The following is a 20,374-nucleotide window of genomic DNA, read 5'->3' as shown; positions in this document are numbered from 1 at the left end:
CCGGCGTCGACCCCGACCTCGTCGACCCCGACGCCCTCCGCGCCAACTGGCTCTCACCCACCCCGCACGCCCCCTCGATGTCCCTGCTCCAGCAGGCGTGGCTGAGCCGGCGGCCTGGGGCCGCGGCTCAGGACGTAGGCGAGGAGGGCCGCCATCAGGGCGACCCCGGTCCACATCGCCGTCCGCCACCCGTCGACGAAGGACTGCTGCGCGGCCAGGACCAGTTCCGGCCCGTCGGCGACCCTGATGGCGTTGGCGATGCCCTCGCGGGCGGGGCCGGCGATCTCGTCCGGATAGCCGTCGAGCCGAGGGCCGATGGCGCCCCGGTAGCCGGCGGACAGCAGCGCACCCAGCAGCGCGACGCCGAGCGCGGTGCCGAACTCGCGGGTGACGTCGTTGAGCGCGGAGGCGACGCCCTGCCGTTCCCGGGGCAGCGCGCCGGTGATCGCCTCGGTGGCGGGCGGCATGGACAGGCCCATGCCGACGCCCATGGCGAGCACGCCGGGCAGGATCGCGAGGTAGCCCCCGTCGACGGAGACGAGGGTGGCCATCAGACCGAGGCCGGCTCCGGCGAGCGCGACGCCGGCCGCCATGGTCGCGCGCGCTCCGACGCGCTCGGCCAGCCGAGGGGCGAGTCCGGAGGTCACCATCATCAGCAGGGCCATCGGCATCAGCGCCACCGTGGACAGTAGCCCCGACCAGCCGAAGACCGTCTGGAAGAACGGGTAGAGGACCACCGAGATCCCCGCCTGGACGCCGAAGACCGCCAGGAGCACCACGGACCCGCTCGCCAGGCCGCGCTCGCGGAAGAGCCGAACGTCCAGCAGCGGGGACCGGTGACGCAGCTCCCAGACCACGAAGCCGACGGTGCCCAGGCCGCCGACGAGCAGCCCGGCCAGGGTCGCCGGCGCGCTCCAGCCCCGCTCGGGGCCATCCTGGAGGAAGAAGATCAGCCCGACCACGGCGACCAGCGACGTCAGCGAGCCGACGGTGTCGAAGGAGCGCCCCGCCCGCTCGCGCGAGTCGGGAACGGAACGCCGCGCCATGGCGAACGCGACGACGACGAGGGCCACCGGCAGCACGAACAGGTAGCGCCAGCTCGCCACGTCCACTAGCACGGCCGAGAGGAACATGCCCAGGATGCCGCCGCCCCCGGCCACCCCGGTCCACACGCCGATCGCCCGGCCGCGTTCCTCATCGGGGAAGGTCGAGGTGATGACGGCGAGCGTGACGGGCATGATCATCGCCGCGCCGACGCCGCTGAGCACCCGCGCCGCCAGCAGGACCTCCGCCGACGGGGCCAGGCTCGCGACGACGTTCGCGGCCCCGAACGCGGCCAGGCCGGCGAGGAGCACGGGCTTGCGGCCCAGCCGGTCGCCGAGCGCGCCGAGCGGCAGCAGCAGCGCGGCGAGGGTGAGGGTGTAGCTGTTGATGATCCACAGGATCGTGCTCTGCCCGGCGCCGAAGGCCAGGGCGAGATCCGGCTGGGCGACGTTCAGTCCGGTCACCGAGGCGATGACCGCCATCAGGGCGATACAGACCGCCACCAGGGTCGAGCGGCGTTGACGCGCGTCCGAGATCGTGCTCATGTCTTCCTCTCGAGTAGGACCGTGCGGCACGACGCTAGGCACGTCTTGCGGCTCGGGCATACACTCGTGCCTATGAAGCAAGAAGATGACGAGCTGGACAGCCTGGTGCGCAAACGCGTCCGCGCTCTCCGGGTGGCGCAGGGGTGGTCGCTGGAGGAACTGGCGACGCGCGCGCGGCTCAGTCCGTCGTCGCTGAGCCGGATCGAGAACGGTCAGCGCCGTCTCGCGCTGGACCAGCTCGTCACCCTCGCCAGGGCCCTGGACACCTCGCTCGACCAGCTCGTCGAGACGGACACCGACGACGTGATCGTCAGCCCGCTGATCGACAACGCGCACGGGCGCATGCAGTGGCCCATCAAGGCCGAGCCCGGCATGATCGTCATTCGCCAGCGGATGACGGAACCGCCGCCGGACAACCCGGCGCGCATGCGTGCTCACCCGGGTCGCGAGTGGATGGTCGTGCTCTCCGGTACCGCCGTCCTGCTGCTGGGCAACCGCCGGCTCCGCATCGAGACCAACCAGGCCGCCGAGTTCCCCACCATGCTCCCGCACGCGATCGGCGTCGAAGGAGGACCGTGCGACGTGCTCGGCATCTTCGACCGGGACGCCCGCCGGGGGCACAAGGAGTGACCGGTTTTGCGTGTTCGGCAGCCCAGCACGTGACCTCCTTGCCAAACAGGCAAGGGTTCGTGCACGAGGCGCACGGTCGACCTACCGTGAGGCCATGACCGACACCACGCACGACCAGACGGACATCCTCGACCTCGACGCGGAGGTGCTCGCCGAGCACATCGCGGCCATCACCGCGTGGCTGCCCGTCGACGCGCGCCCGCGCCACATCGTCGACTTCGGTGCCGGGACCGGCACCGGCACCTTCGCCCTGCTCACCCGCTTCCCCGACGCCCACGTCACGGCCGTCGACTCGTCCGCCGAGCACCTGCGCCGCCTGGCCGAGAAGGCCGGCGAGCTGGGGGTGGCCGACCGGGTGCGGACCGTCCAGGCCGACCTCGACGGCACCTGGCCGGACCTCGGCACCCCCGACCTGGTCTGGGCGTCGGCGTCCCTGCACCACCTGGCCGACCCCGACCACGCGCTGCGCCGCGTCCGCGACCTGCTCGCCCCCGGTGGGTTGTTCGCCGTCGTCGAGCTCGCCGGCTTCCCCCGGTTCCTGCCGGCGGGCACCCCGGAGAGCGCCCTGGAGGAACGCTGCCACGCCGCGGTCGAGCACCACCACACCGAGCACATGCCCCACCGCGGCGCCGACTGGGGCGTCAAGCTGGTCGCGGCCGGGTTCACCCTCGACGGGGAACGCACGGTCACCGTCGACCTCGACCGCTCCGACGCGGTCGGCCGCTACGCGCTCACCAGCTTCCGGCGCATCCGCGGCGCCGTCGCCGACCTGCTCCCGGCCGAGGACCTCGCCGCGCTGGACCGCCTGCTCGACGGTCTCCCGAACCGCGACGACCTCGGCGTCCGCACCGAACGCACCGTGTGGGCCGCGCGTCAGCCGTGACCGCGGCGGGCGTCGCGGAGACCGTGCCGGAACCGGGACAGCGGCGACGCGTGCCGCCCGGCCGTGTACCCGCTGTCCGGGAACAGCAGGGCCCGCAGGTAGGCGGCCTTGTCACGCAGGCCGGGGAGCACCGGCAGGGTCGCCACCGCCTGCGCGGCGAACGTCTTGTGCTCGTGCGTGTGCAGTGCCAGCCACGACTCCTCGCGGCGGGTCGGCACGTGGTCGCGGGCCCAGGTGCGCAGCTCCCCGGTCACCGGCAGCCCGAGCAGGCGCGTCGAGTCGGCCACCGCCGCGGCGACCACCGCCTCGACGCCCCACGACCGCGCCCGGGCCAGTACGGCGGCCTCGTCGCGCGGGTGCAGCTGGGCCACGTCCCGCAGGGAGCCGAGCCGCAGCGGCCAGTCGCCGAGGGCGGCGTGGTAGCAGGCGTGCAGGAACCGGTCCGGGGCGGACAACGCGGTCACCGGGCGCCCGGCCAGCTCGAACGTCGCCGAGTCGGCCCACAGCGCGTCGAGGTCCACCCGGAACCCCCACGGGCCGAGCACGAACGTCCGGTGCAGGTCCAGCTCGAAGTCCGCCGCGCGCAACGTCGTGCCCTTGTCGAACCGCCGGTCGAAGCCGGGGCGCGGTTCGGCCAACGTCCTGGTGAACCCGGCCGAGGTGAGCACCGCCACCGCGCCCTCCACCTCGGACGGCCGGAACAGCAGGTCCAGGTCGATGAACGAGCGCAGCGCCGGGTCCGGGTAGTCCAGGTGCGCGTACGCGCTGCCCTTCAGCACCCGCGTGTCCAGGCCGGCCCGTGCCAGCAGGTCCACCACCCGCACCAGCTGGCTCTCCAGCGACAGCATCCGCACCAGCAGCGCCCGGTGCACCGCCCGTACCCGCGCCACCTGCCCGTCCGTGGCCGGCAGCGCGCCCGACGACACCGCCGCCCGCAGGTGCCCGAGCACCCGGTGCTTCCGCGCCCCGGTCAGCAGCGCGTTCCACACCTCGTCGTCCAGCGGCTCCTTCGGCATCGGGCGCGTTCCGGCGAGCCCGTACGCCGCCACCGCCAGCAGCGGCGCCGGGTAGCTCGCCTCACCGCACAGCCTGCGCACCGCGATCCTCCGTGACGGACCGGTACCCGGCCAGCAGGTTCGCCAGCCCCACCTCGGGGGTGAAGCCGCGCTCGTACCGCCGCCGCGCCGCGGCCCCCATCGCCGCGTTCCGGCCGGGCACCAGCACGGCCCGCAGCGCCGCCGCCAGCGACTCCGCGTCGCCCGGGCGGTGCAGCAGGCCCGTCTCCCCGTCGTCGACCAGCTCGGGGAACGCGCCGTGCGCGGGCGCGACCGCCGGCACCCCGGCGGCCATCGCCTCAACCACCACCAGCCCGAACGTCTCCAGCCAGGTCGACGGCGCCGCCACCACCGCCGCCCGCGCGGTCAGCTCCCGGCACCCGGCCCGGTCCAGCAGCCCCGCGTACCGCACGTCGCCCCGGCCCGCCGCCCACGCCGCCACCTCGGTCTCGAGCGGACCCGTGCCGGCCAGCACCAGCGGCACCCCGAGCGACCCCGCGAGCCGGTCCCACGCCGACATCAGCAGCCGCACGCCCTTCTCCTCGGCCAGCCGCCCGAGGAACAGCACGTGCTCGCCGGCCCCCGTGCGCCGCACCCCGGGATCCGGCACGAAGTTGTGCTTGACCACCAACCGGTCCGCCGGCATCCCCGCCCGCACCAGCAGCTCCCGCTGCGCGCCCGAGATGCAGAACAGCCGCGCCACCCCGGTCCGCCACCGGCTCCGGTTCAGCACCTGACTCGCCGCCCCGGGCACCGTCGCCGCCGCCGAACCCCGGTAGCAGCCGTGCCGCACGGCCGGCAGCGGCGGGCCGCCGACACAGTCGACGCACACCCGCCCGTTGCGGAACAGCGTCCCCGGCACGCACACCGGCGTGTAGTTGTGCAGCGTCGCCACCGCGGGCACGCCGGCGTCGGCGCACGCCGCCAACACCGACGGTGACAGCAGCGGGAACGTGTTGTGCACGTGCACCACGTCCGGGCGCTCCGCCAGCAGCCGCGCGGCCAGCTCGCGGCGCACCGACGGGTTCCACGGCACCCGCAGCGGCACCGACACCTTGCCCGGCAGGGACATCCCGGCGATGTCGTCGCTGTGCCGCTCGAACCGGAGCACCTCGTGGCCGGCGGCGGTCAGCAGCGCGCGTTCCTGGTCGACCACCGCGTTCTCCCCGCTCGGCTGCCCCGAGCGGTACCGGTTGTGCACGACGAGCACCCGCACGGCTCAGCCCGCCCGCACCGCGACGATCGACTTCGACAGCCCGGCCAGCCGCTCGTGCCAGATGTCCGAGCCGGGGAACAGGTGCCGCAGCTCGGCCGTGCTGACCAGGTCGATGGTGAGTACCTGGGCCAGCGCGTCCGGCACCGTGTAGACCCGCTCGTGCGCGAGCGGCCACCGGCTCACCAGCCGGGCGCGGGTCCGCACCGGCAGGAACTGGAACCCGGGCGCGACGTAGTGCGGCTCGACCGGGAAGTACCGGTTGGGCGTCTGCACCCAGTGCGCCGGCGCGGCCGAGGTGACGACCTCGGCGAAGTCCCGGCGGCGCTGGTAGCCGCCGACGTGCTCGATCAGGCTGTTGGACACCACCAGGTCGTAGTCGCCGGGGCACTTGTCCAGTGTGGACAGCTCGCAGGCGTCGGCGACCACGTGGTCCAGCCACGGCTCCTCGGGGTCGTACTTGGGGTCGAGGTTGACCGTCGTCACGTACTTCGGCTGGACCGGCGTCGCGCGCCAGAACTCCGGGGTGCCGCCGAGGTCGAGCACCCGCATCGCGTCCAGGTTCGGGAACCGCCGCATCAGCTCGGCGAACCGCACCGAACGCCGCCGGCTGGAGAACGAGTTCCGCTGGTCCGGGTCGCCCAGCTTGTGGTGCACCCACCGAGCGAGTTTGGTCATGTTGTCTCCTGTCGTGGAACGAGCAAGGACGCGGCGGCGGCGAGGTGCAGCAGGTACGGCGAGGCGTCGCCGAGGCCGACCTCGGTGTAGGAGGCGATGAGGCAGTACACGATCAGGAACACCGCGCACGCCCGCGCCGGCGACGGCGGCCGCAGGAACGCCACCGCGAGCAGCGTCGCCAGGAACACCGCGACGATGCCGACGCCGATCAGACCCTGTTCCTGGTAGACCGCGAGCCAGCCGCTGTCGATCGGCAGGCCGTCGAACGACTTGTTGCCCAGGCCGACGCCGAACCACAGCTCGCTCGGCGAGCGCGGCGCGGCCAGCAGCGCGTCCCAGACCTTCTGCCGCCCGGTCAGGTTGGCGAAGTTCTCCTCGGTCTGTCCCCGGCGGAACCACGTCTCGATGGCCGGGGCGAACGCCACCGCGGCGAGCGTGGCCGCGGCGGCGGTCCCGGCGATGAACCGGCGGGCCCGCGCGGTGGTCAGCGCCAGGCTGATCCCGGCCACCACCAGCGCCACCGCCAGCCCGAGCGTCGCGGTGCGGGTGTAGGACATGAACACCAGCACGAGCGCCGGCACCGCGATCGCCAGCGTGCTGCGGTGGTCGGTGCGCCGCGCCAGCCACAGCACCAGCGTGAGCCCGGCGACCACCGCGGCGTACTGGCCGACCTGCGGCGGGGTGAGCGGCCAGATCGCGCCGGTCAGCCGGCCGCCGTAGGTCTCCGGCATGGCCAGGCCGGGGGCGACCGCGAGGCCGAGCACGACGGTCACCAGCACCGCCGCGTAGGACCGGATGTGGTACCTGGCGAACGCGACCGTGCCGTCCCACCAGCAGGTCAGCAGCCACAGGGTGGCGAGGAACATGGCCAGCCGCCAGCAGCGGAACAGGCCGCCGCCGACCCCGGTCTCCAGCTGGACGGTGGCCACCAGGCTGGTCACCAGCAGCAGGCTGAGCATCAGCAGGAACGCGTTGGGGCGCAACCGGATGCGCGGGTTGAGCGCGAGCGCCAGCACGAACGCGGCGACCAGCGAGCCCATCGTGACCAGCTGGTACACCGGCTGCGGCACCGGCACGAACGTCTGCGCGCCCTGCGAGCCGAGTACGTTGACCACCAGCAGCGCCCACACCGCGCCGACCAGCTTCGGCGGGCGGTGCTCGGCGCCGACGGACGCGGTCGGCGGGGCCGGGTCGAGGCGGGTCACGTCAGCCGGCTTCCTGGACGACGAACGTGCTGCCCTCGTCCTGCCGGTACGGCTCGCTCTGCCACTTGGTCTGGGTCAGCACCCCGCTGGTGTCGTAGGCCATGAACGTCCACGGGCCGGAGTACTCGTTGTGGTGCCAGCGGTTGTCCTGGCCGAACGTGACCGCCTCCTGCACCACGTCGCCGGTGTACGGCGACCAGTTCGGGAACGTGCCGTAGTTCGCCAGCACCGCCATCCTGGTGCACAGCGAGTTGCTGCACTCCACCACCGTCGGGTCGAGCACGAACCTGTTGTGGTGCACGTCGAGGCGCTGGGTCTTCCACCGGCAGTCGTCGTAGTGCGGCTGCTCGGCGATGCCCGGCTGGGCGCACTCCCCGGTTTCGGCCAGCAGGGTGCAGTCGCCGCTCGGGTTGGCGGGGCTGTTGCAGAACCGGTCCGCGTTCTCCCACGCGGTGATCCCGGACCAGTTGTTCTCCAGCAGGTTCCCGTGGATCTCGATCCGGTCGGTGCGGGCCGGAATCCTCGGCTCGCCACCGGACTCGGAGACGTAGATGGTGGCGGCCGGGAACGGATCGCCCCGGCCGGCGAACATCCTGCCCTCGACCATGTTGTTCCCGCGGATCGTGTTGTCCCGGATGATCGCGTTGTAGCTGGCCTCGTAGACGATCGCGGCGCCGTCGTTGTGCTCGATCAGGTTGTGCTCGATCAGGAAGTCGTTGTTGTTGATGTCGCCCCACAGGCCGGGGCCCCGGTTGTCGTGCACCCAGTTGCCGCGCACGTCGGCGCCGTCGACCGCCCAGAACTTGACGCCGCCGGTACAGCCGCAGCCGGGCCGCTGGGTCTCCCAGTCGTCGGTGTTGTTGCCGACGATCTCGTTGCCCTCCACCACGAGCCCGGTGATCGTGTTGCCGGCGGAGAACGCGTTGATGCCGTACTGGCCGTTCTCCCGCAGGCAGTTCCCCCGGATTCGCTGACGGGCGCCGGCCATCATCCCGGCGCCGTCGTTGTACTGGATCGTGTTGTGCTCGATCACCCAGTCGTCGCCGGAGTCGTGGTTGACCACGCCCTGGTTGTGCGGGGCCGCGAAGCCCTGGATCGTCAGGTGCCGGATCGTCACGTGGCTCGCCGGCTGGGTGAACGCGAACAGGTTCCTGCCCTGCCCGTCGAGCACCGCGCCGGGCGCACCGAGGTAGGTGTTGCCGTCCTTGGGGATCACCTGCCCGTACAGGTCCGTGGTGAGCGTGTGCGTGCCGGGCGCGAGCCAGAACGTGGTGCCGGGCGGGTTGGCCATGGTCTTGTCGGTCAGGTCGCCGTCCACCGCCGGGTCGACGGTCACCGCGCCGGCGGGGGCCTCGGCCGGGCCGGGCCGCACGTGGTCGCAGACCGCGGGCACCGAGCCGGCCGGGCCCTCCTCGACCGGCCTCTCGTCGACCGGGGTCGAGGTGCAGCCGGCCAGCAGCAGCGCGGCCGACAGCCCCACGGCGGTCCACAGTCGACTGGTCACGGCGGTCCTCTAGTCGAAGCGCAGCAGGGTGGTGAAGACGCCGGTCATGCCGGTGCCGACGAGGGTGGTGGCGGGCTCGATCCGGCCGAAGCCGGACGAGTACCAGCCGAGCGGCGGGTCGGTCTCGCCCCGGTGCGCGCGCCAGGACAGCTCCGCCGGCAGCTCCAGCACGGCGCCGCGCTCGCCCTGGGCGGTGGTCCAGGTCAGCCGCACGGTGTGGCCGTCGAGGGTGGCGGTCACCTCCGGGCCGAGGTGGAACGCGAGCCGGGCCGGGTGGCGGCCCTGGGTGTGCACCTCGTCGTGGATCCGGTACTCGCGGCGTTCGGCGTCGAGGTCGACGGTGCGGCGGTGGATCGCGGGCTGCACGCCGAGCGCGTAGCCGTCGTGTTCGGCGCTCCAGCGGGTCGGCTCGGCGGCGAGCACGGTGGTGCGGGCGTGCCTGGTCCACAGGAACGGGCCGCCGCTGCTGGACTGGTCGGCGCCGTGCAGTTCCAGGGTGTTGTGCGCGAGCGTGGAGCGGAAGTACGACCGCCACTCCGGTTGGCCGTGGTAGCAGTACGTGCCGGGGTCGGCGAGGATGTCGACGCCGTCGTGCCGGATCTCGACCGACAGCGCGTCGGCGTGCGCGTGCGCGGCGATCGACAGGAACCCGTGCGGCCCGCCGTCGCAGCGGCACCACAGCTCACCGTCCGGAGTGGACGCGCGGAGCACGGTCAGCCCGGCGTCGGCGAAGTGCGCGGCCCGCCGCTCCGGGCGCGCCGCCTCGACCGCCACGCCGCCGGCGAACGCGGCGAGCAGCGGGGTGCGCACGTCGGTGCCGGGCACCTCGGGCCACCAGTCGCGGCGACCGAACAGCGCGGCGCCGGTCGCCAGCAGCGAGCCCCACCGGTCGGTGCCGGCGCCGTCGAGGACCAGTCCGTGCCCGTCGTCGGCGTCGCCCTGCCGGGGTGGCCGCAGCCGGACGTCGACGACCGCGGCGAGCGCGTCGCACATCCGCAGCAGCACCAGCCACGTCGAGTCCGGCACCGCGATCCCGCCGGCGTGTGCCTCCAGCGCGGCGGCGAGCCCCAGCTCCAGCACCAGGCCGTGGTACTCGGTCGCCAGCTCCCGGTTCAGCCCGGAGCCGAACGTGTTGCGCCGCAGCTGCTCGTCGAGCACCCGCAGGGCCTCGGGACCCCAGGTACCGGACTCGGGGAACCAGTCGAACGCGGCCGACGCCGCCACCTGCCCGGCGGCCTCGGCGATCACGTGGTTGTTGGCCGACGAGCCCCGGCTGCGGAACCCGGCCAGCCACCGCTGGTGGTGCCAGACCTGGTGCAGGGCCACCGGGTTGTCCTCGAACAGCGCGGGCGCGCCCGGCCAGCCGTCGAGCAACCGGCGTACCCAGACCCAGGAGATCAGCCGGATGCCCAGCTCGATCCCGCTCACCCAGTGCACCCCGCGCAGCGGCGGGTTCGCCGCCCACCACGACCGCAGGTGCTCGGCGACCCGCTCGGCGTACCGGTCCTCCCCGGTCAGCGCGTACGCCGCGGCCAGCACGGTCAGGTGCTGGTGCCGGGACGGCTCCCAGAGCTGCTTGATGTCGCCGACGGTGTCCTCGCTGCGGTAGGCGATGTCGAACGCGTAGGCGTCCGCCGGTGCCGACCGCCCGGTCTTCGGGTCGAACGACCAGTCCGGCGCCACCAGGTCGTCGCGCCACACGCCGAAGTACTCGGCCTTGCCGGACATCAGCTCCTCGGCGGTCGCGGTCAGCCGCGCCGCCGCGTCCGCCGGCACCCGGTCCAGCGTGCCGGCCGGCAGCACCGGCGGCGCCGAACGGTCGGCACGCCAGGTCTGCCGCACGGGCTCGGTGAGCACCCGCCGCCAGCGGCGCCTGCGCAGCGTGTCGCCCGCGCGGCCGACGATCTCCGCCGGCCCCATCCTGGACAGGCGGCGCAGGTACCAACCGGGCGAGGTCATCGGGTCACCACCGGCTCCCGGGCCGGCAGCTCAAGGCGGACCGGGGCGCCCGTGCCGAGGCTCGTCTCCACCGCCAGCGTGGCGAGCGTGGTCGACACCAGCGAGTCGACCGGCACCGGCATCGGCCCGCCGGTCGCCACGGCGGCCAGGAACGCGGTCAGCTCGGCGCGCTGGCCCTTGTCCCGGCCGCGCGGCAGCCTCGGGCTGGCCCAGCGCTTGCGGGCGTGCACGGACGCGCGCAGGAAGTCGTCCAGGCGCAGCACCTTGCGGTCGGCGACCAGGTCGAGGGTCTCCTTGGGGAAGCTCGACGCGCCGGAGGTGGCGTAGGTGATGGTCGCGGTGGAGCCGTCCGGGTAGCGCAGTACGACCTGCAGGTCGGCGTTGCCCGGGGTGGCGCAGGCGTACACCGACACCGGGTCGGCGCCGAGCAGCCAGCTCACGGTGTCGACGAAGTGCCCGCCCTCGCCGGCGAACCGGGTGCCCTCGGCGGCGGCCCGGTTGTACCAGGAGCCGGCGTCGAGGGTGCCGGCGTTGACCAGGTACCGCACGGTCGCCGCGCCGACCCGGGTGCCGAACCGGCCGCGGGCCTCCCGCAGCAGCGGCGCGAACCGGCGGTTGAAGCCGACCTGCAGCCGGTCGTTGCCGGACTCCCGGATCGCGTCCAGCACGGTCGTCAGCTCGGCCTCGGACAGCGCGAGCGGCTTCTCCACGAACACGGTCTTGCCGGCGCGCAGGGCCCGCGCGGTCAGTTCGGCGTGCGAGCTGTGCCGGGTCACCACGAACACCGCGTCGATGTCGTCGTCGCCCAGCACGTCGTCGAGGTCGGTGGAGGCGCCGGCGAACCCGAACTTGCGGCGCGCGTTGGCCGCGGACAGCGCGGAGGTGGTGACCACGTGGGACAGCCGCACGTCCTCCCGCTCGGCCAGGTGCGGCAGCAGCATCGACGAGGCGTAGTTCCCGGCGCCGACGAACCCGATCCGGACCCGACCGAGCCGACGGCGCGGCGCGGATCCGTTGCTGGACACCGGGATCGTGAGCGTGGTCGGTTCGGGGGTCGCGGTGGCGTCCGGGTAGCGGAACAGCACCGCGACTGCCTTCAGCTCGCCGTCGTTGAGCGCCTGGTACGTCGGGGCGGCGTCGGCGAAGTCGGCGACGTGCGAGATCAGCGGCTCCACGTCGACCTGGCCGCGGCCGGCGAGGTCCAGGAAGCACTCCAGGTTGCGCCGCTCCGTCCAGCGCACGTAGCCGATCGGGTAGTCGCGGCCCTCCAGCTCGTAGGACGGGTCGTACCGGCCGGGCCCGTAGGACCGGGAGAACCGGACGTCCAGCTCCTTCTCGTAGTACGCGTTCCACGGCAGGTTCAGCGAGCACTTGCCGATGTCGACGACCGTGCCCCGGTCGCGGGCCAGCTTCGCGGCCAGCTCCACCGGCCCGTTCGAGCTGCCGCCCGCGGCGAGGTACACCTGGTCGACGCCGTGCCCGCCGGTCAGCTCGCCGACCGCGGTGTCGACGACGCCCGAGTCAGGGTGCGCGCACACCAGCGCGCCGGACCCCTCGGCCAGCTCGCACCGCGCCGGGTCCGGGTCGACCCCGACCACCCGCACCCCGGAGGCGACCAGCAGCTGCACCACGAGCTGCCCGATCAGCCCGAGCCCGATCACCAGGGCGACGTCGCCGAGCTGCGGCTCGCCCCGCCGGACCCCCTGCATGGCGATGGACCCGACGGTGCCGAACGCGGCGTGCCGGGGGTCCACCCCGGACGGAACGCGGGCGTAGAGGTTCTTCGGCACCCAGTTCAGCTCGGCGTGCAGCGCGTGCTCGTTGCCGGCACAGGCCACCAGGTCACCGACCGCGACGTCGTCGATCCCGGCGCCGACCTCGGCGACCACCCCGGCGAGCGAGTAGCCGAGCGGGGTGTAGGAGTCGAGCTTGCTGGTGACCTTGCGGTAGGTGGCGGCAAGGCCGTTGGTGGCGACGCTCTGCACCACCTTGGCGACCTGGTCCGGGCGGGCCTTGGCCTTGCCCAGCAACGACATGCTCGCCTCGGACACCTTCATCAGCTCGGTGCCGGTGGAGATCAGCGAGAACGCGGTGCGAACGAGCACGCCACCCGGCTTGCACGCGGGTTCCGGCACGTCCAGCAACGCCAGCTCGCCCGACTTGTAGTTCTGTACGACCTGCTTCAAGAGATTTCCCTCTGCTCGGACGCGGTCGCGCCGCGGTACCAGTGCTCCAACGTCAGTACGTGCCACAGGTGTTTGGCCCGGTCCTGTTGCCCGGCGGCGTCCTCGGCGACCAGCCGGCGCAGGGCGTCCCGGCGCAGCAGCCCGTCGCGCACGACCAGCCCGTCCTCGACGACCTCGCGGACCAGCGGCGCCAGGTCGCGGCTCATCCACGCGCGCAGCGGCGCCGAGAACAACCCCTTGGGCCGGTACACGATCTCCTTCGGCAGGATCGACAGGGCCGCCTTCTTCAGCGCCGCCTTGCCCTGGCGGCCGGCGATCTTCTCCCGGCCGGACAACGCGAACGCGGCCTTCACCACCTCGACGTCGACGAACGGCACCCGGACCTCGGTGGACGCGGCCATGCTGGAGCGGTCGGTGTAGGCGAGGTTCAGGCCGGGCAGGAACATCCGCGCGTCGGTCAGGCACATCCGGTTCACGTGGTCGGCGAGCGCGTTGTCGTGGTACGTGTCCGCGTGCTCGGCCAGTACGTCGTCCACGGTGGACGCCAGGTCGGGGTGTACGAGGTCGAGCAGCTCGGCCCGGTCGTACATGGTGTAGCTGCGGCGGAACGCGGTCTCCTCCGGCATTCCGGCGAACGACAGGAACCGCTTGGCGAACCGCACCGACCGGTACCCCCGGTTCGCGCTCGCCACCGGCAGCCGGTCCACCACCGTCTCGATCGGACGGCGCAGCGCGCCCGGCACCCGCTGGTAGCGCAGCGCGAGCAGGTTCGCCACGTGCTTGCGGTAGCCGGCGAACAGCTCGTCGGCGCCCATCCCGGACAGCATCACCTTCACGCCGGCCTCGCGGGCGGCGGTGCAGATCAGGTACGTGTTGATCGCGGCCGGGTCGCCGATCGGCTCGTCCAGGTGGTACGTCATCGCCGGCAGCAGCTCGCGCACCCGGGGCGCGATCTCGATCTCGTGCAGGTCCACCCCGAACCGGGCCGCGACCTGCCTGGCGTAGCGCAGGTCGTCCGGCATCGCCTCGAACTTCGCGTCCTCGGCGCGGAAACCGATGGTGTACGCGGAGATCCCCGGCCGGGAGCGGGCGGCGAGCGCGGTCAGGTAGCTGGAGTCCAGCCCGCCGGAGAGGAACGTGGCCACCGGCACGTCCGCGAGCAGGTGCGCGCGCGTCGAGTCCGCGACGACCTCGGCCAGGTCAGGCGCCGGGGCGTCCGCGGCCTCGGCGGCGACGTCCCTGATCGACCAGTACACGCCGCGGGTGACCTGCCCGTCCGGGCGGATCCGCAGCCAACTGCCCGGCGGCAGCTTCTCCGCCTCCCGGTACGCGCACCGGCCGTCCGGCACCCAGTAGTACAGCAGCGACGCCACCAGCGCGCCGTCGTCGACCCGCAGCGAGCCGCCCAGCTCGGCGGCCAGGGCCTTCAGCTCCGAGGAGAACACCAGGCCGCCGCCGCGCCGCACCAGGAACAGCGGCTTGATCCCCAGCTGGTCCCGCACCAGCGTCAGCTCGCCGGTGCGCTCGTCGAACACACCGAACGCGAACATCCCGCGCAGCCGGGGCAGGCAGTCCGTGCCCCAGCGCCGCCACGCCTCCAGCAGCACCTCGGTGTCGCTGGTGCCGCGGAACCGCACCCCGGCCGACTCCAGCTCCCGGCGCAGCTCCGGCGCGTTGTACAGCTCGCCGTTGTAGGTGATCGCCAGCCCGCCGGCGGCCATCGGCTGCGCGCCGGTCTCGGACAGGTCGATGATCGAGAGCCTCCGGTGTCCGAAGTGGACCTCACCGGTGCCGGCGGCGTGCGTGTAGCGGCCGGAGCCGTCCGGGCCGCGGTGCGCGAGGGTCTTGGTCAGCCGGTCGGTCAGCGGGCCGCCGTCCGGCCAGTGGTAGGTGCCTGCGATGCCGCACATGGGTGCCCTCTCAGCCCTTGGTCCCGCGCTCGACCGGCGCGAACCGCTTGGTGGGCAGGTCGTGCACCGACGGTTCGTGCCGGCGCAGGTGTGGTTGCACGGGCGCGAACCGGTGCGTCGACGGCTCGGTGCCGTTGGTTCCGTTGGTGCCGTTGACCTTCGGCGGTTCTGGCGTTCGGCCGCGGCCGCGCAGGGCGGTGTGCAGGCCGTCCCACAGGGTGCCGTCGGACCGGTCCCTCGGGTCCGGGTCGACCAGGACGACGCCGATGATCGGGATCCGCGCGTCGGCCAGCTGGCGGGCGACCGTGTGCAGCCACTCGGTGTGCGCGAACCCGGCCCGCACCACCAGGATCGTCTCCGCGCCGAGGTGGGTGAGGTCGGTCCACGCCGTCCCGGGCGCCACCGAGCCGATGCCCAGCCGGGTCTCGTCCGGCGTGCTGGCGCCGGTGTCCTCGGCGCCCACGATCCGGACCGGTCGCTCGGGGTCCTGGTCGAGCCTTCGGCCCGGCAGGTCGTCGGCGACCACCCGGCCGACCGGGTCCTCGACGATCACCACGTTCCGGTCGGCGGCCAGGCCGGTGGCGAGGTCGAGGGTGAGCGCGGCGGCGACCCTCGGCGAGCCCAGCTCCAGCACCGACACCGGACCGGGGCCGGTACGCAGCAGCCGCACGAGCGTGGCCGCCACCCGGCCGCGTTCCCGCGCCGCCCGGCCGCCGCGCCACAGCCGGCTCGGCCCCCGGCGCGGCGCCGGCAGCTGGGCGATCACCGACGCCCCGAGGTGCTCGGCGATGTCCTTGCGCAGCACCGGCTTGTCCTTCACCACACCGGTGACGGCGGCCAGCGCGACGCCCGCGACGAGCCCGAGCACTAACCCGATCACGGAGTTCGTCGCACCGCTCATCAGGATCGAGGTCCGGACCGGGCGCGGCGCGTCGACGATCTGGGTGTTGGCGGCCACCTGGGGCGCGCCGATGCCGGCCTCCTCGGCCTGCTGGGTCAGGTCCGAGATCCGGGAGGTCAGCTCGGCGCGGCGGGCGTAGAGGGAGTCCAGCGCGGCCGCGTTGGCCGGGGCGGCGTCCTCGGTGTCCTCGATGGCGGCCTCGGCGCCGTTGATGTCCCGGTTGACCCGGTTCAGCTCGCCCTGGATCCGGTCCCGCTGCTCGATCAGGGCCTTGGCCTGGGCGGACGCGGCGGCCTGGATACGGCCGACGTGGTCGGCGATGAACGCGTCGGCGAGGGCCTGCGCGCGCCGGGTCGCCTCGGCCTCGGTCGGGCCCTCGACGCTGATCTCCAGCACGTTGTTGGTCAGCCCGGTGACCGTGTACTCCTCGACGAACCGCTCCGGCGGCTGGTCGGAGCCGAGCCGCTCCAGCGCGGCGGCGGCGATCGAGGTGGTTGCCAGCAGCGCCGCGTCGGTGCGGATCAGGCTGCCGGTGTCGGACGGCTGGTCCTGCTCGTGCACCACCAGCAGCCGGGTGGTCGCGGTGGGCGGCGGCGGCAGCAGGACCGCCACCAGACCGCCGCCGATCATGCCGAGCAGCGCGCACGCCACCCACAGCCTGCGCCTGCGGCGGATCGCGACGAACAGGCGGGCCAGGTCGAGCAGCGGCGGGCCACCCGCGGGCTTCTCGGGAGGTTTCGCGGTCATGGTGAACCTGCCAGCGCGCCGTCGATCGGGACCTCGGGCCGGGGGTCCGGGTCGGTGGGGTCGAGCGGCCTGGTGCGGTGGACGACCACGACGCCGAGGACGTCCTGGCCCGCGTCGGCGCACGCACCGGCGATGCCGACCAGCTCCCACGCCGTCCTGGTGCCCGCGGTGACGAGCACGAGCACGCCGCCGGACCCGTCCGGCACCACCGGCCGTTCGGCGGACACCTCGACCGCGCGCACCGAGCCGTTCCCGGCGAGCCGGGCGGCGGCGCGGCGCGCGCTCGGGTCGTCGCCGGGCACCACCGCGAGCACCTCGCGCCGGGGCAGGCGGGACAGCACCCGCCGGTACCGGACGTCCAGGCCCGCCTCGTCGGGCGGCGCAGGCGGGTCCGGCGCGTGCCACGGCCGGTCCCGGTCGCCGAGGCCGAGCAGCCGGCGCGGCCCGGTCACCGGCGCGTGGTCGCCCGGCTCGTCCGGCACGTCGACCGTGCCGAGGGCCGTTCCGCCGAGCGCGGAGACGATCTCGGACTCGGCCCGCAGCCGCTTGTCGCCCCGGCTGGCGAGCAGGTGCCCGAACAGGCCGACCAGCAGGAACGCGGCCGCGCCACCGCCGGCGAAGTGCACCATGGTCGGCGCGGCGGGCGCGGTCGGCCGCTGCGCCGGGCCCATCACGACCATCTTCGCCTGGCTGGCGGCCGCGTCGATCTCGTCGAGCTTGGTCATCGCCTGGGCGAGCGCGGTGCGCAGCGACTCCAGCCCGGTGCGCACGCCGACGCTGTCGATGGTGTCGCCCCGGCCGGCCGCCGCGTGCAGGTCGGAGATCCGCTGCATGGTCTGGCTGACCTGCTGGCGCAGCGCGTCCTGCTGCTCCTGGGAGACCCGCGCGGTGGCGTCCTCGGTGCCGCCGAGCAGCTGGGAGGAGTAGGCGACGAACTCCTGCGCCGTCCGGTCGGCGAGTTGCTGGGCCCGCTCCGCGGTGTCGGCGACCGCGGTGATCTCGATGATGTTGCCGTCCGCGACCGAGGTGGTGACCGAGTCGGCCAGCTCGCGGCCGGTCAGGCCCCAGCCGAGGCTCGCGGCCGTGCGGTCGAGCACCACCGAGCTACTCGCCACCTGCGCCTCGGTCCGCAGCTCGTCGGTGGCCCGGGGGCCCTGCAGCAGCACGCTGGCGGAGGTCTCGTAGCCGGGGGAGAACAGCAGCGACGCGCCGACGCCGACCAGCGCGCCGGCGGCGGTGACCACGAGCAGCAGCCGCCAGCGCCGCCGGAACACCCGGCCGAGCAGCGACAGCCCCAGCGCGTCCTCGTTCACCGTGGTCTCCTCACCGGCAGGCGGCCTCGTAGGCGGCGAGCAGCGCCTGGCTGGAGTGCGCCCAGGACAGTTCCCCCTGGACCCGCGCCTTGCCGGTCTCGCCCATCCAATAGCGCTCGGCCGGGTCGTCCAGCAGCTTCGCGGTGAGCTTGGCGAACGCGGACACGTCGTTGGCCGGTGCGTACACCGCCGCCTCGCCGGCCGACACCCGCGCCTCGCGCAGCTCGAACGACACGATCGGCTTGCCCATCGCCATGTACTCCATGACCTTGTTCATGGTCGACACGTCGTTGAGCGGGTTGCGCGGATCGGGGGAGAGGCACACGTCGGCCGTGGACAGGTAGCGCACCAGGTCCTCGTCCGGGATCCGCCCGGTGAACTCGACCTGGTCCGCGAGCCCGAGCCGGGCCGCCAGCGCCTTCATGTCCTCGAACGTGTCGCCCGCGCCGACGAACACCGCGTGCCAGTCGGTGCGGCCGTACTCGTCGCGCAGGGCGGCCAGCGCCTTGAGGGCGTAGTCGACGCCGTCCTGCGGGCCCATCACGCCCAGGTAGCAGAGCAGGTGTGGCTTGCCGCGCTTCAGCTCCGGCTCGGGCGGCACCTGCCGGAACCGCTCCACGGCCGGGGCGCTGCGCACCACGAACACCCGCTCCGGCGCCATCCCGCCGCGGGTCACCGCCACCTGCCGGTAGCTCTCGTTGGTGGCGATCACCACGTCCGCGGCCCGGTAGGTCGCCTTCTCCAGCCGGCACACCGCGCGGTACAGCAGGTCCTCGCCCCGGTCGAACCGGGACAGGTACAGCTCCGGCACCAGGTCGTGCTGGTCGAACACGAACCGCGCGCCCCGCCGCTTGAGCATCCTGGCCACCAGGAACAGCAGGTCCGGCGGGTTGCACGCGTGCACCACGTCCACCGGGCCGACCTTGCGGGCCAGCCGGAACGTGTGCCACAGCGCGGAGCCGTACTCCTTGACGTAGCCGGCCGGACCCCCGGTCGCCGCGCTCAGCGGATAGCGGTGGATCCGCACGCCGTCCAGCTCGACGTACGGCTCGGTGTCCCGTTTCGTCCCCTGTGGACAGATGACGTGCACGGTCCAGCCGGCGTCGCGGAGGGTCGTCGCCTCCTGCCACACCCGGCGGTCGAACGGGACCGACAGGTTCTCGACGAGGATCAGCGCTCTACCAGGCAAGGCCCACGTATCCAGGTTCGGCCCGGCGCGCCGGCGCGTCGGGGAGGCGGACGAGATCGACGATGGTCCGGTCGTGCGGGAGCTTGGCCAGCACCTCGGGGTCCTTGCAGCCGACCAGGATCACCTCGGCGTGGTCGAGCACCTCGTCGACCGACGCGGCCAGCAGCTGACCCAGGTGCGGCAGCCGGGCCTCGATGAACTCCCGGTTCGCGCCGAGCAGCCGGGACAGGCTCACGTTGGCGTCGTGGATGCGCAGGTCGTAGCCCTTGCCGAGCAGCCGCTCGGCCAGCTCGACCAGCGGGCTCTCCCGCAGGTCGTCGGTGCCCGGCTTGAACGACAGCCCGAACAGGCCGACCTTCCGCTTCCCGGTACGCGCCACCAGGTCGAACGCGCGCCGCAGGTGCTCCTCGTTGGACGGCAGCACGTGCGACAGGATCGGCACCGACACGTCCGCGCGGTGCGCCGCGTGCACCAGCCCGCGCAGGTCCTTGGGCAGGCACGAGCCGCCGAACGCGAACCCCGGCCGCAGGTAGGCGGGGCTGACGTTGAGCTTGGTGTCGGCCAGGAACACGTCCATCACCGCGTGCGAGTCCAGGCCGAGCGCGGCGCAGATCGAGCCCAGCTCGTTGGCGAAGCCGACCTTGAGCGCGTGGAACGAGTTGTCCGCGTACTTCGTGATCTCCGCGACCGGGATCGACACCCGGAACACCGCGCCCGGCAGCCCGTCGTACAGCGCGGCCACCACATCGCCGCTGGGCCCGTCCAGCTCGCCGATCACGGTCTTCGGCGGCTCGAAGAAGTCCCGCACGCTGGTGCCCTCGCGCAGGAACTCCGGGTTGACCGCGACGCCGAAGTCGACGCCGGCGGTGCGCCCGGACGCCTTCTCCAGGATCGGCACCAGCAGGTCGAGGCAGGTACCCGGCAGCATCGTGGAGCGGAAGACGACGGTGTGCCGCTCGCCGGCCGGCTTCGCCGCCAGCGCGTCGCCGATCTCCTCGGCCACCCGCTCCAGGTACGCCGTCGACAGGCTCCCGTTCGGCGCGGACGGGGTGCCGACGCAGACCAGCGACACCTCGGTCGCCGCGACCGCGGCCGCCACGTCGGTGGTCGCCCGCAGCGCCCCGGAGGCCACCACCTCGGCGGTCAGCTCCCCGATCCGCTCCTCGACCACGGGGGCGTTACCGCCCGTGATCAGCTCGACCTTCGTCGGGTTGACGTCGACCCCGACCACCTCGTTGCCCCTGGCAGCGAGGCACGCGGCGGACACACAGCCGACGTAGCCGAGGCCGAATACACTGATTCTCATGCCCCGCACCCCGTTTCGGGGGCAGCACAAAACAGGCGTGACGTGACCACGCGCGATCCTCCGTCGGAATTGTGCTCCGGCCCCCGAAGCCGGACTGACGCTCCTT

At 73.5% G+C, this 20,374-nt stretch carries 15 protein-coding genes; 2 read left to right on the top strand and 13 right to left on the bottom strand.

The genetic code is table 11. The features are described 5' to 3' along the window. Positions 1-53: 53 nt before the first annotated feature. Entirely contained in the window at positions 54-1,589 is a 1,536-nt protein-coding gene (locus JT362_RS21925; RefSeq protein WP_260193441.1) for an MFS transporter, read from the bottom strand. 72 nt (positions 1,590-1,661) lie between these two features. On the opposite strand from JT362_RS21925, the gene JT362_RS21920 reads away from it, so the two are divergent. After that, complete coding sequence (locus JT362_RS21920; RefSeq protein WP_260193440.1) at positions 1,662-2,219, top strand: helix-turn-helix domain-containing protein; 558 nt, start codon at positions 1,662-1,664, stop codon at positions 2,217-2,219. Between the two features lie 94 nt (positions 2,220-2,313). Continuing rightward, the gene (locus JT362_RS21915; RefSeq protein ID WP_260193438.1) at positions 2,314-3,102 is read left to right on the top strand and encodes a class I SAM-dependent methyltransferase; all 789 of its coding nucleotides are present in this window, start codon (positions 2,314-2,316) and stop codon (positions 3,100-3,102) included. Here JT362_RS21915 and JT362_RS21910 read toward each other — a convergent pair. Genes JT362_RS21910 through JT362_RS21855 form a run of 12 tightly spaced genes read right to left on the bottom strand, consistent with a single transcriptional unit; the run spans position 3,093 to position 20,268 of the window. Then, a complete protein-coding gene (locus JT362_RS21910) occupies positions 3,093-4,199 on the bottom strand; it encodes a nucleotidyltransferase family protein (RefSeq protein WP_260193436.1) in 1,107 nt (368 codons plus the stop codon). The two genes, JT362_RS21915 and JT362_RS21910, sit on opposite strands and share 10 nt — an antisense overlap. Further along, entirely contained in the window at positions 4,180-5,373 is a 1,194-nt protein-coding gene (locus JT362_RS21905; RefSeq protein ID WP_260193434.1) for a glycosyltransferase, read from the bottom strand. Before JT362_RS21905 ends, JT362_RS21910 begins: the two co-directional genes overlap by 20 nt. A gap of 3 nt (positions 5,374-5,376) precedes the next feature. Next, on the bottom strand, positions 5,377-6,048 hold the full coding sequence (locus JT362_RS21900; protein ID WP_260193433.1) for a class I SAM-dependent methyltransferase: 672 nt from the start codon (positions 6,046-6,048) through the stop codon (positions 5,377-5,379). Beyond that, positions 6,045-7,253, bottom strand: a complete 1,209-nt coding sequence (locus JT362_RS21895) for an O-antigen ligase family protein (protein WP_375546544.1) — start codon at positions 7,251-7,253, stop codon at positions 6,045-6,047. The genes JT362_RS21900 and JT362_RS21895 overlap by 4 nt, the downstream gene beginning before the upstream one ends. 1 nt (position 7,254) lies before the next feature. After that, positions 7,255-8,757 carry a right-handed parallel beta-helix repeat-containing protein gene (locus tag JT362_RS21890; protein ID WP_375546543.1) on the bottom strand — a complete coding sequence of 501 codons (1,503 nt, stop codon included), beginning with the start codon at positions 8,755-8,757 and terminating at the stop codon, positions 7,255-7,257. 9 nt (positions 8,758-8,766) lie between these two features. Beyond that, positions 8,767-10,716 (bottom strand): alginate lyase family protein, encoded by a 1,950-nt coding sequence (locus tag JT362_RS21885; protein ID WP_260193431.1) that lies wholly within the window; start codon positions 10,714-10,716, stop codon positions 8,767-8,769. Then, positions 10,713-12,902 carry a bi-domain-containing oxidoreductase gene (locus JT362_RS21880; protein WP_260193430.1) on the bottom strand — a complete coding sequence of 730 codons (2,190 nt, stop codon included), beginning with the start codon at positions 12,900-12,902 and terminating at the stop codon, positions 10,713-10,715. Before JT362_RS21880 ends, JT362_RS21885 begins: the two co-directional genes overlap by 4 nt. Further along, complete coding sequence (gene asnB / locus JT362_RS21875; RefSeq protein WP_260193429.1) at positions 12,899-14,812, bottom strand: asparagine synthase (glutamine-hydrolyzing); 1,914 nt, start codon at positions 14,810-14,812, stop codon at positions 12,899-12,901. The genes JT362_RS21880 and asnB overlap by 4 nt, the downstream gene beginning before the upstream one ends. 10 nt (positions 14,813-14,822) lie before the next feature. Continuing rightward, entirely contained in the window at positions 14,823-16,460 is a 1,638-nt protein-coding gene (locus JT362_RS21870) for a Wzz/FepE/Etk N-terminal domain-containing protein (protein ID WP_260193428.1), read from the bottom strand. After that, positions 16,457-17,773, bottom strand: coding sequence for a YveK family protein (locus JT362_RS21865; RefSeq protein ID WP_260193427.1), 1,317 nt, complete (start codon positions 17,771-17,773; stop codon positions 16,457-16,459). Before JT362_RS21865 ends, JT362_RS21870 begins: the two co-directional genes overlap by 4 nt. 10 nt (positions 17,774-17,783) lie before the next feature. Then, the gene (locus tag JT362_RS21860; protein WP_260193426.1) at positions 17,784-18,962 is read right to left on the bottom strand and encodes a glycosyltransferase family 4 protein; all 1,179 of its coding nucleotides are present in this window, start codon (positions 18,960-18,962) and stop codon (positions 17,784-17,786) included. Continuing rightward, positions 18,952-20,268 (bottom strand): nucleotide sugar dehydrogenase, encoded by a 1,317-nt coding sequence (locus tag JT362_RS21855; protein WP_260193425.1) that lies wholly within the window; start codon positions 20,266-20,268, stop codon positions 18,952-18,954. Before JT362_RS21855 ends, JT362_RS21860 begins: the two co-directional genes overlap by 11 nt. Positions 20,269-20,374 lie beyond the last annotated feature (106 nt).

It is taken from the genome of Actinophytocola gossypii (assembly GCF_025165815.1).
In the GTDB taxonomy this organism is placed as follows: Bacteria; Actinomycetota; Actinomycetes; order Mycobacteriales; family Pseudonocardiaceae; genus Actinophytocola; species Actinophytocola gossypii.
This window is presented reverse-complemented; position numbering and strand designations above follow the sequence as displayed.

Bases quoted from the DNA above. Each gene is read 5' to 3' on its own strand.
- JT362_RS21915 (WP_260193438.1), top strand. From the start codon at position 2,314: ATGACCGACACCACGCACGACCAGACGGACATCCTCGACCTCGACGCG.
- JT362_RS21920 (WP_260193440.1), top strand. From the start codon at position 1,662: ATGAAGCAAGAAGATGACGAGCTGGACAGCCTGGTGCGCAAACGCGTC.
- JT362_RS21870 (WP_260193428.1), bottom strand. From the start codon at position 16,460: ATGACCGCGAAACCTCCCGAGAAGCCCGCGGGTGGCCCGCCGCTGCTC.
- JT362_RS21885 (WP_260193431.1), bottom strand. From the start codon at position 10,716: ATGACCTCGCCCGGTTGGTACCTGCGCCGCCTGTCCAGGATGGGGCCG.
- asnB (WP_260193429.1), bottom strand. From the start codon at position 14,812: ATGTGCGGCATCGCAGGCACCTACCACTGGCCGGACGGCGGCCCGCTG.
- JT362_RS21855 (WP_260193425.1), bottom strand. From the start codon at position 20,268: ATGAGAATCAGTGTATTCGGCCTCGGCTACGTCGGCTGTGTGTCCGCC.
- JT362_RS21925 (WP_260193441.1), bottom strand. From the start codon at position 1,589: ATGAGCACGATCTCGGACGCGCGTCAACGCCGCTCGACCCTGGTGGCG.
- JT362_RS21900 (WP_260193433.1), bottom strand. From the start codon at position 6,048: ATGACCAAACTCGCTCGGTGGGTGCACCACAAGCTGGGCGACCCGGAC.